General features: G+C 53.6%; 12 protein-coding genes. 2 read left to right on the top strand and 10 right to left on the bottom strand.

Annotation, left to right across the window (positions count from 1 at the left end; all coding sequences use genetic code 11):
- Nucleotides 1-739: 739 nt before the first annotated feature.
- The 10 genes from NG895_RS10710 to NG895_RS10665 all read right to left on the bottom strand — a co-directional run bounded on the left by NG895_RS10710 (nucleotide 740) and on the right by NG895_RS10665 (nucleotide 11,752).
- Nucleotides 740-2,191, bottom strand: coding sequence for a glycoside hydrolase family 130 protein (locus NG895_RS10710; RefSeq protein ID WP_252852479.1), 1,452 nt, complete (start codon nucleotides 2,189-2,191; stop codon nucleotides 740-742).
- A complete protein-coding gene (locus NG895_RS10705) occupies nucleotides 2,181-4,568 on the bottom strand; it encodes a glycosyltransferase family 4 protein (RefSeq protein WP_252852478.1) in 2,388 nt (795 codons plus the stop codon). Before NG895_RS10705 ends, NG895_RS10710 begins: the two co-directional genes overlap by 11 nt.
- Before the next feature lie 41 nt (nucleotides 4,569-4,609).
- On the bottom strand, nucleotides 4,610-5,635 hold the full coding sequence (locus tag NG895_RS10700) for a glycoside hydrolase family 130 protein (RefSeq protein WP_252852477.1): 1,026 nt from the start codon (nucleotides 5,633-5,635) through the stop codon (nucleotides 4,610-4,612).
- Nucleotides 5,636-5,965: 330 nt separating this feature from the next.
- Nucleotides 5,966-7,750 (bottom strand): phosphoenolpyruvate--protein phosphotransferase, encoded by a 1,785-nt coding sequence (gene ptsP / locus NG895_RS10695; RefSeq protein ID WP_252852476.1) that lies wholly within the window; start codon nucleotides 7,748-7,750, stop codon nucleotides 5,966-5,968.
- Between the two features lie 10 nt (nucleotides 7,751-7,760).
- A complete protein-coding gene (locus NG895_RS10690) occupies nucleotides 7,761-8,564 on the bottom strand; it encodes a S1 family peptidase (protein ID WP_252852475.1) in 804 nt (267 codons plus the stop codon).
- A gap of 719 nt (nucleotides 8,565-9,283) precedes the next feature.
- On the bottom strand, nucleotides 9,284-9,493 hold the full coding sequence (locus NG895_RS10685; RefSeq protein WP_252852474.1) for a carbon storage regulator: 210 nt from the start codon (nucleotides 9,491-9,493) through the stop codon (nucleotides 9,284-9,286).
- A 152-nt stretch (nucleotides 9,494-9,645) separates the two neighbouring features.
- On the bottom strand, nucleotides 9,646-10,110 hold the full coding sequence (locus NG895_RS10680; RefSeq protein ID WP_252852473.1) for a Na-translocating system protein MpsC family protein: 465 nt from the start codon (nucleotides 10,108-10,110) through the stop codon (nucleotides 9,646-9,648).
- Nucleotides 10,111-10,508: 398 nt separating this feature from the next.
- Nucleotides 10,509-10,676 (bottom strand): hypothetical protein, encoded by a 168-nt coding sequence (locus NG895_RS10675; RefSeq protein ID WP_425267224.1) that lies wholly within the window; start codon nucleotides 10,674-10,676, stop codon nucleotides 10,509-10,511.
- A gap of 53 nt (nucleotides 10,677-10,729) precedes the next feature.
- Entirely contained in the window at nucleotides 10,730-11,062 is a 333-nt protein-coding gene (locus NG895_RS10670) for a hypothetical protein (protein WP_252852472.1), read from the bottom strand.
- Nucleotides 11,063-11,395: 333 nt separating this feature from the next.
- Nucleotides 11,396-11,752 carry a hypothetical protein gene (locus NG895_RS10665; RefSeq protein WP_252852471.1) on the bottom strand — a complete coding sequence of 119 codons (357 nt, stop codon included), beginning with the start codon at nucleotides 11,750-11,752 and terminating at the stop codon, nucleotides 11,396-11,398.
- Nucleotides 11,753-12,358: 606 nt separating this feature from the next.
- Here NG895_RS10665 and NG895_RS10660 point away from each other — a divergent pair.
- Nucleotides 12,359-12,739 carry a Na-translocating system protein MpsC family protein gene (locus NG895_RS10660; protein WP_252852470.1) on the top strand — a complete coding sequence of 127 codons (381 nt, stop codon included), beginning with the start codon at nucleotides 12,359-12,361 and terminating at the stop codon, nucleotides 12,737-12,739.
- Nucleotides 12,740-13,377: 638 nt separating this feature from the next.
- Nucleotides 13,378-13,875 (top strand): molybdopterin-guanine dinucleotide biosynthesis protein B, encoded by a 498-nt coding sequence (gene mobB / locus NG895_RS10655; protein WP_252852469.1) that lies wholly within the window; start codon nucleotides 13,378-13,380, stop codon nucleotides 13,873-13,875.
- Nucleotides 13,876-13,899: the final 24 nt, after the last annotated feature.

The following is a 13,899-nucleotide window of genomic DNA, read 5'->3' as shown; positions in this document are numbered from 1 at the left end:
AAATGGACATGGGAACAACACGGATGGCCGATTGACGAAGGGCAAGCCTGTGGAATCAGAAATGGGAACGAGGATGCGCGACGGACTGGCTTGATGTCCGTCCTGAAAGGGCACATCCAGGACATCGAGTTCGTACCTGGCTTGGGAACGCTAGAGGTGGTGCCGGGTGAGCCAGCTTCGGCTCAACCCTAGAGCGGAGTGCTTAGACAGACTCGGCCAGCCTCTGCAAACGAGAGATCTGTCGCCATCTCGCTGAGGTGTGCACCTGGCTAGGGAACTCCGGCTGCAAGTTATCTACATGTCACAGCTACAAATGCCGAACGCATTTTAAGCATGACCAGTGGTATCATCTTTCTGACACACTTCTGTTCGATGGTGTGAAGCGACGGACGACCTCAACGCTGCGAGTTGCCGGACAATCCAGAATGCAGCGCGCAATACAATCGACGCTCCAATGCCCCCCTTCAGCCTGCGCAGGGGGGCGATCGGTTTAGACTTCGATGAGAGAGGTGTCGGGCCAAGATGCCTGCAACTATACGCTTATCAAGGACTGCGTACAGAGTTGACGACCTGATGCCTCAGCGTCGCCGAGCGACTCTACTTGGCCCTCTTTTCCCTCTGCTTCTGTCGCTTTTCTTTCGGCGTGAGCTGGGCCTTCTTTTGTTGCTCCCGCTTACCCTTGTCTTTGCTTCCTTTATCACCCATTTTTGCTTCTCCTAGAACTGAAGAGAGAAAGTAATTATCCCCGTTCCATAGCGGAAATCAACTCATCGAGGGGGATAGTCCCAAATGTCGTGGCGTAGTCGGCCATGGCGTAGGGAATGATCAAATTGCCATCGTGAACAACGGCCCCACAACTATACACCACGTTGGGAACATATCCATCGCGTTCATCCTCATTCGGTGTCAGCAAGGGATGCTGCAAGCGGCCAATGACGCGGGACGGGTCTTCGTGATCGACAAGAAACGCTCCGATGGAGTATTTCCGCATGGGTCCGACGCCATGACTGAGGATCAGCCAACCGGCATCCGTCTCAATAGGTGAGCCGCAGTTACCGACCTGCACGAACTCCCAGGAGAAGGTAGGCCGCAAGAGTGCCTCTTTAGAGTACCAAAAATGGAGCATGTCGGAGTACATTATATATAGACTCTCGCCGTCTTGCCGCGACAGCATGGCATAGTGCCCATTGATTTTCCTGGGAAAGAGCGCCATGCCTTTGTCGGCGATTGCTGGGCCGTTGAGTGTGTGCATCTTGAACGTCAGAAAATCATCCGTCTCCAATAACTGCGGAAGCACAAATCGACCATCATAGGCACTATACGTGGCATAGTAGTGAACCGTTCCATCCTCTTCTCGAAACTCTACAAACCGCGCATCTTCAATGCCGTTGGATTCGGTGGGACCAAGCGGGAAGATTAATCGCTCAGACAGGTTGTGCTCTGGACGATACCTTATTTCGTAATTCGACTTGGCGAGTGTAACGATGGATTTGACCAGTGCGTCTAACGTCTCTGCCTGCTCGTCGTTTTCTTGCACCGCGAGTCGAAGCGCGTTTTCGAGTTCCTCCAACGAGAACTTGGCTCCCAATTGCGCGATAACGCCTTCGGCAAAAGGAGTGCCCAAGCACAACTCCACGAGTTTGCGACGAAACAGTGTCTTTTCGAACTTAGAGTCTGTAACGACGTCGGGAGTCGTCACAAATCGTGTTGGTTCATCGACCGAAATCTTGCCTTGGGCGTCCACCACACCTGAGCGAAAAGTTATGGACGAAATGTGTCCTTCCCCTGTCGCTCGAAGACTAAGCACAAACCGTCGTGATCCAGGCTCGAGTCCAGTTTGATCTGGATGCCAAACGATTGATGGGTTAAAAAGCGCCGCGGACTCCAGTGCATATTCCTGCGTAAAGTACGCGCCGATCAACAGCCGTCGATTTTCAGTTAGGACCGCGTCGGTCAATACATGGCGGCGCACCGCCTCAAAACGTTGCAGGAAGAACTCACGTGGTTTTTGGTGTCGCCCATGGAATTCATCCAAAACCTCTTGCAGAAGCTGGTCCACCTCTCCTTCCGATAGCGTTGACAGACGGGCGATGATGTTTAGCTTGCGCTGATCATTGGTAGGTTCAAAACCCCGCAGCACGACGTGCCGACTGTTCGGCTTAAGGACTATCCCTGTTCGCTTAAGTTGCATGTTCCATGCTCGACCGGTTGGCGGACGCTCCCAGTGGACTATGTGGCACGGCCGAGGAAGGCTCAAAGGTTGCCAACGAACTTTCTAGTAATTCTATCTCGGCCAAAGAAAGCAAGAACGCCAGCGTCGACTCGGCACCTTGGTTCTCATTCAGTCGGTTTTCCTGGAGTCCGTCGTGACAGCCTCCTGTGCCGGTGTCATATAAGGATTGCCCAAGATCATTGCGACCCAGGAACCAATCGAAGGCAAAGTGAGCCTGATCGCGCCAAAAGAGTTCGTTGTCGGCGTAACATGCCTCGATGGAAGCCGAGACCATGGCATGCGCTTCGATGGGCTGCTGGTCGTACTCTGCGGCTTGCTCCCCTCGGCGGTGGAAGCCATTGCATCCGATCGGTCGAAATCGTCCCCTTGGCGACAACTGCTTGGATGCCAGCCAACGCAACGACCGAAGTCCGATCTGCAGAGCGCGGTCATTCCCGGCCCATCGTCCGCTCAAAATCAGCGCCTGTGAAAGGCGTGCATTGTTGTAAGACGCTACGTCCTCAAACCAGGGCCACTCCTCCGTCGCCGAAGATTCGTACAATCCAACCAGTTTATTGGTCAGTGTCTCTCGGACTTGGTTCACGAGTCGGTCGCCGCTGAGTCGGCGGAAGTATTCGTGAATTCCAATTAGGGCCAGCGCCCAAGTGCGAGGTGAAGTGGTTTCCGCGCAGGCAGGCAGCGCCTGCTCGAACAATTGGGCGGCCCAGGATTGCAGGCTACGCCGCTGCGACCGGCCAATGCAGCTGCCAAGCGCCCATATTGCACGCCCCTGTGAGTCGTCGGACCCGTCCCGTTCCAGCCACTGCCGGTCGTAACTCATGAAATTGCGAAAGCGTCCAGACTCCCGATCAAACGCGTAGTTTAAGAAAGCGGCGTAGGTCGACGCTGCTTGATGCACTTCACGAGAATCCCTCCCCAGCTCTTCGAGGAGAACTGTTAGAATCAGCGCCCTCGCATTGTCGTCCGTACAGTATCCTTCCTGGAAATTGGGAAGTGAATAGGTCGCGTGCTGGAAGATGCCTGTCGAATCGGTCATTCGCATCAAGTGGTCAAGGTTCACACGAGGCATGACGAGTGGCTGCTCTTCCAGAGTTCGTACAGCCAATGGTTTAGGAGCACGACTGCGATTGCGGCGAGCCTCCTGGAATGAACTGAGGTACAAACCAGCGACGTGGCCCCAGACCATGGCGCGCCCGATCAGATACGCTCGCTTCCGCATCGCGTGCCGGCGTTGATCGTCGTTTAAGAGTTCAATTATCTCCCGCGCGAGCGCCGACGAATCAGCAAATGGGACGAGAACTCCGAGGTCATCGGCGAGCAATTCTTCAGCGTGCCAGTACGGTGTGGAGATTACGGCTTGCCCGCATCCAAAAGCGTAGGCGAGAGTTCCCGAGACGGCCTGGGCGGGTTGAAGGTAAGGTGTGATGTATAGGTCGGCGGCGCCGATGAACTCCGTCAATTCTCTCAATTCGACAAAGCGATTGTAGAAACTGACATGATTCTGAATACCCAGCTCTTTGGCCATCCTCTCCAGACTGATGCGATAGGTTTCCCCTTCGGATCGGACGAGGCTCGGGTGGGTAGCTCCCAGGATGATGTACACAAAATTTGGCACCTCCCGAATCACCTCAGGAATGGCTTGCAAGACGGTTTCGATACCTTTGTTAGGCGAGAGCAGCCCAAAGGTAAGTCCGACGCTCTTGCCCTCGACACCAAATTGGTCTTTATAGAAGTTTGGGTCGGCGAAGGGACAATCCGGAATGCCGTGCACTATAAGGTCGATCTTCTGCTGGGGAACCTTGTAGACCTGGTGAAGCATGGTGCGGCTGCGTTCGGTCATGACGACAAGCCGTGTCGACAGCTCCACCAATTGATCCATTACCCGCCGCTGAGCTACGCTCGGTTCTGGCAATACCGTATGCAATGTGGTCACGACCGGCCGCCGTAAGTCGCGCATGAAAGCCAGAATGTGACTTCCCGCGGGACCGCCGTAGATTCCAAACTCATGCTGCAGTGACACCACGTCGACGTCACTGAAATTGAGGAAGTCCGCGGCACGACGGTAAGAGTCCAGGTCTTGTTCGTCAATTTGGAAACGCACTTCGGGAGGGTATTCGTAACCACCCTGTATGTCATCTACCGGTACGACAATGCATTCTGATTGGGTATGCTGGGACACTGCGCTACGCAAGTCGTGAGTAAACGTCGCAATGCCACACTGCCGTGGCGGGTAGTCGCCAATAAAAGCGATCTTGTGTAGTTCGGGAAAGGCCATCTGGGACTCCTTATCTGGAAGTGTGAGCAGCGGCCACTCTTCGTCGGAACGCACTATCATGATTTGTATTTGGCACTGGATGGAATTGAACAAATGACCGATTACTGGAGGGCTTCCAGTAATTCATGCCGTGAGAACTGCACAACTCCGACGCATGTGTCTGCGGCCCCGTAGTAGAGGTGCAACAAATCACCAGCGTCGATCAGAGCCGTGGGAAACACCACACTTGGCACAAAGCCTTGCTTCTCGAAGTCCGCGGAAGGCTGCATGATCACCCCTCGAGATCGCCTGAGTAGGCAAGTTGGATCATTTCGATCGAGGAGCAGTGCACCTGCGGAATAGGCCCCCACTTCACCGGCTCGTGTCGCTTGGCGACTGCCGTGATAGATTTCTAGCCAGCCTTCGTCGATCGCAATGGGAGGCGCACCCGCACCAACTCGGTCACTTTCCCAGCCCTCACTGCCCGCATAGATCGGTTCGTGATTGCCCCAGTGCATCAAATCTGCCGAGTATGCTAGCCAGATCTGTGGGCGACTGAAGCGTGAGCTCGGACTCGGGCGATGGAGCGAAACATATTTCCCCTGAACCTTGTGCGGGAAGAGTACCACGTCTTTGTTATCGGGGTAGAAGATCAAGCCGTGACGCTCGAAAGTCACAAAATCTACTGTTGAAGCCAGTGCGGTGGCGGCTCCAAAACGCGAAACGGCGACGTAGGTGATCCAGTACTTGCCATCAAGCCGAGTAATTCGTGGGTCTTCGACGCCGTACTCTTCGTAGGACGACTGCGGTAAGAATTTCGGGCCAACAGTGAAATGCTCCGGCTTTCCATCGTGGCTACGAAACACCCTTAGATGTGAAATGGACGTTAGCCGTTGGAGACCATCATCCTTGCGCCGTACCACCCGAGAATCTGAACGGTCCAGATTGTCATTTGCTAGCCAATCAACGACAACCGCACCATCGCTCCCCAGGCGGGGCAAACCGGTGACATCTGGACGATGTTCGCTTGGCTGCTCTGACACTCTGGCGAGCAACACAATCTCATTGCCAAGCCTGACAGCACCTGGGTTAAAAACTCCAATCACCTTGAAGTTAGCGGTTGAGGGCTGCACATCCTCTGGCTTCAAGACCAGTCGTTCGCTTCTACGTGGGAGCATGTCCTACTTCGCACCCTTTAACACCGTGCGATTGGGCGACTTTATCAAGGCCAATGCAATCTTTGCCTTCCTTTCCGCTGCCAATCTCATGCGAAGTGGTTCATCTTCCCTTGCGACGGCACATTGGGGATGGATGCCCGTTGAAGAATAGGACGCATGTCCACAAACGGGGCAAACACTGGGCGTCGACGAGACGAAGAGCGGATCGGGTTTTTTGTTACCATGCATGTATCGGACCTGTTTTCGTGTTGTGAGTTTAGCGTCGATTCTTGGGAAGTAAGCGAGAGTCCATTGCCTCAATCATGGACCAAGGTCGTGATGCGTGTGCTTGGCTTCGGATGCTCCAGTCAAGTGTGGAGCGGATTCGGCTGTACTGGGATACAGATCTCTGAGTAGTGCCCGCACTTGTTGCGGGGTGTGACAACAAAGGGCTTGGCTCGCAGTTTCGACTGCATCTCGTTGCTTGATGCCCCTCAGTGCTTGGCGAACCATACCCGCCCGTCCTGGGCTGAGGCTCACTTCCCGTATACCCAACCCAATCAATAGACACGCAAACTCTGCATCTCCCGCCTCTTCGCCGCAGATACAGACGGGACATTGATGTTTCTCCGAGACGTCGACCACTTGCTTAATCGCTCGCAGAACGGCCGGATACAATGCGGTGCAATCGTCTTGTCCTTCAGCTAAGTCTCGATCCGTCGCGAGCATGTACTGCGTTAAGTCATTGGTGCCCAGTGCCAAGAAGTCTGCGAGATCAAGTATGTCAGCTAGGGAATACAGCGCCGCAGGAGTCTCGATCATTGCTCCAATGGGAGGGGTTCGCAGATAGCCACACTTCTTGGCAATTCGGTTGATCGTTGCAATGGCTTGCTCCAAGTCGTCACGGCCAATCACCATGGGAAGTAGGATGCGTACGTCCCATGTTTGCGCCACTCTTAAAATGGCGTGCAGCTGCTCGTCCAGAAGATCACGCTCAGCAAGTGAGAATCGTAATCCCCTCAGATGAAGACTGCCCTGTGCATCAGACTGTTCCTCCAGCAGAAACGGCGGCAGTTTGTCGCCGCCAAGATCGAACGTCCGAATTACCAATGGCCGACCGTTCAGGTCACTTGCCATCTTGTCATATACTTCAAATTGCTTTTGCGCACTGGGGCGTTCGTGTGATTCGAGAAAGAGGAACTCGGTACGAAATAGTCCTACTCCGTCCAGATTGTATTCTTCGACGGTTTCAATCTCGTCAGGAAGGCCGATATTCGCCAGCAAAGATACCGCGATGCCATCCTCGGTGGCGCAGGGCAGATGTCCACAAGCCTTCATTGTGAGGACGCGATTCTCGTATTCCTCTTTCAGCTTCGCAAAAGAGTTCTCTTCGGACTCTGTGGGAGCGACAACGATGTTGCCCCTTTGTCCATCGACAAGCAGTCGCATGCCCGGATGTATGTGCGAAGAAGCTCTATTTATCCCCGTGATCGCTGGAACACCTAACGAACGAGCGACTATCGCTGTGTGGCTATATTTTCCTCCGTGTTCGCACACTATCGCTACTACACCGCAGTTAATCAGTTCGATGGCTTCCGAAGGCATGAGCTCACGGGCTACGACAATCGACCCAGGTGGCAAGGGACCTTTACTCCAGGGAAGAGAGCCAGTGAGGTACCGGGTCACCCGACGCCCCACATCTCGTACGTCTTGCTCGCGCTGGCGTAGGTACTCACTGTCGAGCCGCTGCAGCCGCTCGACCCAATCACAGATAACTGAATCGAGAGCTTCTTCTACGTTAACTAGCTCTCGGCCAACATGTTGCTTTACTAGATCAGCAATTTCATGCGTCATCGCCGAATGGGCTGACAGAACCGCCAGGGATTTGCTCAGGTCCGGCCTGCCAATGGCCGATTGCTCGAGAAGTTGTAAGTCCTGGCGAGACCGGTGCAATGCGTCGTCAAGTCGCTTCCATTCGGATTCAACCTCCGCACTTGTCACATTGGAGGTTGTCACCTCAATCCTCCGCCCGACGTCAAAGTCATACACAACCGCCATCCCACTTGCGCAGCCAGGAGAAATGGGAGTTCCTTTCAAGTATTTCATCTGCACTCCTTTAGCGACTTGTGGCATTCCAATTAACACGTTCGTGCCCCACCTGAATATTGTCGGGGATCATCTCGGGCAAAAGTGATGCATACCATGTCGTGTTCAAGGCAAGTTTTTCATCTTGCTCGGGATCTCGATCCGAAACATCCAAAGCGGAGGAATGGATGCCGAGCAGACGCCATTTTGTCGTCTGCTGCAACTCATCGTCCTGCTTGCATGTCAACTGGGTGATTACGGGAGAGCCACTCATCCCTCGATGCAGGCGGGCATCCGTTAGAAAATACGGTTCACCTTTGAACGGATGAGAATAAGAACTAGCGACCGTGGCGTTGCGCACGATGGGCAAATTGTGCACCGTATCGTGAAACCCCAGCGGAAACCCGAGGATGTGCACTTGCTGCCCCAACGGGAGTACACTCTTGGTATCCACGATGTCTTGGCGAGAAAAGGTGGCCAGATCGTGATCTCTAGACACATTAGGATCGTTCACTGCGACAGCAACAACATCGGCGGAACTGGTGTGAACGGGATGTTGGTACCACTGCGGCAATCCATCTTTGTACAATGGGATCGACAACTCGGCCCTTTGTCGCAGGTCGTGCTGGTTAGAATGCAGCGACAACTGTAAACGATCAGGACGGTGCTCTTCGAGTTCGTTCAGAACAACATGCCGTGATGTCACCAGGTACAGAAACGCCTGGTGCATGTAAAAGAAGCCCGTGGCGTTAGTCAAAGGCAACTCGCCGTCGAAGGTCCGTATCTTTGCTACTCGAAAGTAGATGTCGTCAACTGTCTGAATTGCTGTGGTCATTCGATTTCGTTGGCGTTGCTCGGCGCAGTGTTCGATACGGTTCTTTAGTCTGTAGGCAAGTAGTACTTGCTACCTATCGATGCCAGAACTTTCCTTGCGATCGAACTGGAGCGCGTCGCAGACCGCTTAGCCTCTCAATCAGCTTCTCGACGATGCTATCCAAGGCTTGCGATATCTGACTATCAAGGAGCCTCCAGCCATTAACATTCTTAGTCCATTTCATCTACTTGATCCTTTGTGTGTGGCTGATCTCCCAACGGAGAATTCGTGTTCAAATGTGCCGTCATCTTCTCATGACTCTTGGGGCTCGGCTTCTTGCATTCTGTATGCTTTCGTTGACGGCTCGAGGACTAGCCGGTAGTTCGCGGGCACGTGCGTTGCCTTGCTTTCTTGTGCAGCTAATACGGCTTGCATCGTTGCCGCTTGCAAAAGCGGCTCACCAGGACCCGCTGCGTCAAGTACCACCAGCGCGATTTCATCGCCTGCTGACTCGAGTTGATTTCGTAAGTACCCTCGCACCAAAGGATATGGAGTCAAAGGCAGCGTGCTTGCCGAAATGAAGCGATCATAGCGAGCTTTATCTGAAAAGCCATGAATTGCCGAGCACGTGTGCCCCCCAGGCAATGGCACCAGGTGAGGGCCTATGCGGCCATCGCCGTCCATGAGTACGTACATGGGAGTGTTAAGACTCTCGGTACTCAATGTCATGACGCTCTCTCTTATGGCTTGATAAAGTCGATGGCACGAGCGATGGACGCCTGTAACGGTACAGCCAACGGACTCTTCTGCAATTCTGAGCGCAAGATTGGCATCTCTTTCGGAGCATCGATCCCAATGCGCACTTTGTTGCGCTGTATGCCGAGTACCGTCACCATGATACAGTCGCCAATACGTAGGCTCTGTTGTTGCTTTCGGCTCAGAATCAACATGCTTCCCTCCTTGGGAGTAATCTTTGTGCCGCGATAACTTCCATTCATCCCTCATACATATACAGCATCAGCCCGAACAGCCGGTTTCACCTTTCGCATTGTTCCAGAACACCGTGACAGTTGCGTTAGCACATCAGAGTTGCCTCTTTGTCCTACTCGGAAGACTGTCTTTCATCCGCCGGGTGACGTCCATCCTCATCCGCGCTCTCAAGCGAAACGCGGTCGGTGCCTGTGTACGCTGCGTTTGTTGGGGTTAGCAGGAACACTTGCACCATCGCACCGGTCGTGAATGCATGCACGACCGCACCCATCGTTGTTTCGATCTCCGCCGTAGTTTCGCGCACTTCTCTGCCAGTAATCCTCTTAATCGCCTTCCGCATTGACTCGGAGTCGCTAGAAAACAGCTGACGATGAAACTCCTGTACTTGGGCGGCGCCTTGCGGTGTGCGCACTAGAACCTGCTCAGCCGGAGTCAGGGCTTCGTGCAAAGTTAGGGTCAACGTGTCTTCGCAGAAGCTCACGGTGACTGCTTTGGGTGCGAGGCCTGTTCTTTGTCGTTGCGACGAACTAGCCATCTGGGCAAGCTCTTGCGTGATCTGCGAATGTGCATCGGTCATTGTCGCCGTTCCTTCTCAACCGCTCAGACGAGCCACATAGCTCTTTACCTAAAATGCGAACTGCGCACAAAAAAAACCGATGTGGCGGAACATCCAGTGTTCCGCCACATCGGTTTACTTATTAACCAGCCTCCTGGCGTTGCCAAGCTGCTATTTATTCAGTCATCCGAAGCGATGAACAAGCAGACCTTTGTGTCACTTGTCTCTACCTATGTCATTGTACGTTACGGGATTAGCAATACAAGGGTCCGATGTTGGAATTGCCGTTTGCGAAGGAAAACAGAAAGAGCTTAATCACGGTTCATCCTCTCGTGCGACGGCACATTGGGGATGGATGCCCGTTGAAGAATAGGACGCATGTCCACAAACGGGGCAAACACTGTGGCCTGCCCCTAAAGTTAGTACCACTCGTTATGAGAGTACGGGTTGGGGAACTTCGCCTCGCTGATCTCCAGCGACTGCAGCACCGATGCTACGTCCTTACCAGCATTCAGCATCGCATCCGCATCACGCAGCTTCCTCACGATCTGCTCCGGCGAATGACGCTTCTTTCGCTTCTCTGACATCCTGAGTCTCCTTCTGACCCTCTCGGGCGGTTGAGACTCTCATAACATATGGATCAGCTCTTGGGGAGCAGGCCACATCGCATCAGGGGTCCGGCTAAATCGATCCGCTCAGAGATGGTCGCGTCTCTAAACGGCTCCAAGTTCATGAAAGCATGTAGACGAGGTAGCAAAAGCGAGTAGATGTAATCAACGGCACCAGTGAACTTCAGAAGTCGGCGTTCGCGCTCTTTGAATACTTTGGCCGCCTCTTCACGGAGAGTGCGCACACGCTCATTGGCAGCTGCCACTTCCGTGGAAAGCCGTTGGATCAAACTGTCTGAAGGCAACGACTCCGATTCAAGCTGTCGACGTGAAAACTCGGGGAGGTCGATTGAGGTATTAGCCATTCGCGTTGTCACCATCCTTTCACGATTCAACCTTACTGGAAGTTCCAAGAGAGGGGGACACGCTACAAGTCAAGGATCTAGCCGCTCTGCGAAGTCATTGACCGCGCTTGCGGCGATTGCTTTGTCGTACCCATATCGATCTTGGAGCAACCGGACGAACTGATCCCGCTGTCCTGCAATCGTAGCAAGATCGTCCTCGGACAATTTTCCCCAAGTGAGCTTGATTTTGTCACTTACCGCGCTCCAGTTCAGCTTGATTTGGTCCCAAGTCACGACGGTGAGTCCTTCAACAGAGAATGTTTTGGCAGTCAGCGTTCAGACTACCTTGTTTAGTTACCCTTCTCCCCCAATGTCCAACTCGAATGAGCTTGTTGGATCAAGGTGATCTATCAAGTCCTCCATGTCGTGACCAGCCACACCATGCGCTCGTTTGGCTTCGTCGAACATCGTTTTCAATCCGTCTAGATTGAGCATTCGATTCGCCACCATAGCGCTTTGAACGAATCCAATCCAACGGTGCAATTTTGTAGCCGGGCCGCCCTCCGCGTGTTCTTCAATCTTATTGCACATCCACAACAGGTGTTTCGGCCGCAGTGCCAATGGCAGATCGGGTACAGATTTGTTCCAATTCTCAATCACACTTTTGCAATGTTTGGCCATCGCAACTATTAGAAGGCTGGCGTCATCCATCTTGTTACTCTTTCAGGCAGCGAATGCCTCACTTTTCAGTTTGCGGCGAATCGGCTATCGCGATCCGACACAACACCGATTGGTCCCGCTAGACTAGCGCATGAAAAAACCGATGAGGCGAAGCACTAGCTAGTGCTTCGCCTCATCGGTTTACTCGGTAACGAGCCCCTTGGTGTCGCCAAGTTGCTGTTTATCTAGTCATCCGAACTTTGGCGAGGAAGTATGAACTGGTCACTCTCTCGTGCATTCATTCTACGGCTTACGTCTGGAAAGGCAAGTGCATGCCGCCGTATCAGCGGCGTTGCATGCAACCTGGAGCGATGGTGAGCCTGACGAAGTTGCTTGCCCTTCCAGCGACTTCAACAACTATCAGTTTCTACACACATGGTGGTCAGGACAAGTTAGTCGTGGCCCGTAGTTACTTGTCGCCGAAACACCCATTGTCTGTTGCATTCGCCATTTATGGGAGTTTCACCCAGTAGCAGTACTCCAATGAAGCAACTTCGGCTATATCTCGTAGCCCGTCTTGAGTTAGAATTGCAAAGGTAGCTCAGGTGCCCTAAGTGCCTCTTTGTCGGCATTCTCTCCACAAATCTGGGGTGTTTTATGAAGACACAAGGCGAAATTGAAGATGCCATTTGCAAGGGGATGTCGAATTTTGAGCTGGAATTCATGGGGCGCGGCCCAAAGGATATCCGTGCACATTTAATTGGCGACTTGCTGATGATTCGCTTGCAGGGTGTCTTGACTGCCGCAGAGCAACACCTGGTGACGGTGCTTCCAGTAGAAAAAGGGCGCGACCTGCTTAAACAAGTTCGATCGCAGCTCATTGAAGTGGCACGGCCAAAGCTGGACGCTCTGGTTGCGGACATTACTGGCAGTAAACCCGTCAGCATGCACCACGACATTAGCACTCTCACCGGGGAAGAGATCGTAGTTTTCACGCTTGCGGAGGCCCCATGTTATCGTGGAGGCAAGAACAAGTAGCGGAGCTTTCACCCAAAGATGATCTTGGCTGCCCCCATCTGTAATGACAGCGCCATGCGGGGTCAACTTGTGAGTAATGGCCTGCCTAAGTCCAAAGCTAGCAAGACGGAAGATGCCTTGACCGCGCTAACTTGGCGAAGTACTGATCTTACCGAAGTTGGCCCCACCGACTGCTGGAGGAGATCACGGCTAACTGCGGAGATGTCTTTCTTACAGAGACACCGCTGTCAGATTCAGAGGTTGTACTCCGCTGAAGGGCTATGGCCCCGCAATTCCAGTCGGTGATCTTCTCCGTCGCGTGTTGCAACCGAGATCCGGAATGAACCGGTGATCGCCAGTGCGACTCGGCGTGTACCGTCCTTGCGCTTCAGGTTGCACACGTAGCCAATCGGTCGTTGGTGCGGCTCCAACAGCTCCACCGCTTCCGGTGCCAGTGCACCGTGTCGCCCAATTTAGTCTCAAGCTGGCATCGGAATTGGGCGCTGGACACGATCCACACCTTCAGAGCCGATCGTTGCCTGAGGTGTTCCTTGCTCACGGCATTGGGGGACGGAAGTATGTGAAGAGCTTTTTTGTTGGAATTGAGATATGATTGCATGAGCTTGGAAGGGGGCATCACAAAGCGTCCAGGAACCAAAATGAAGCGATTGCATATCATCGGACGAAAGAACAACGGTAAGACGACCCTTGTTGTTGATTTGCTTCGGGAGCTCGCGACGCGAGGGCTCCGCGTGGGCTCTATCAAACATACGCACCATGACCATCAATTGGATGTGCCCGGCAAGGACTCCCACAGGCATCAGCAGGCCGGCGCTGCGGTGGTGGGAGTGTTATCGCGGTCGATGAGTGCTCTATTTATACCCACGCATGACGAGATGGGTGCTAGCGACCGTTATGAGATCCTCGCGCCCGCCTATCGGGAGTGCGATTTGGTGCTGGTTGAAGGTGACGTTGAGACGCCTGCTCCCAAGATTGAAGTTTGGAGAGCCGCAATGGGATCACCGCCAATCGCCGGTCAAGTGGACGGCGTGTTGGCGCTAGTGACCGACGATCAAAGCTCGCTCGACTTGCCATCGCTACCGCGAAGCGATATTGCAGGTTTGGCCGACTGGATTCTGCGGTATCTCATTTCGTGAGGCGTCCGGCTATCCGAGGCCGAA

It is taken from the genome of Aeoliella straminimaris, from assembly GCF_024054565.1.
Classification (GTDB): domain Bacteria; phylum Planctomycetota; class Planctomycetia; order Pirellulales; family Lacipirellulaceae; genus Aeoliella; species Aeoliella straminimaris.
The sequence above is the reverse complement of the archived record's forward strand: the minus strand, read 5'-3'. Positions and strand labels throughout refer to the sequence as shown.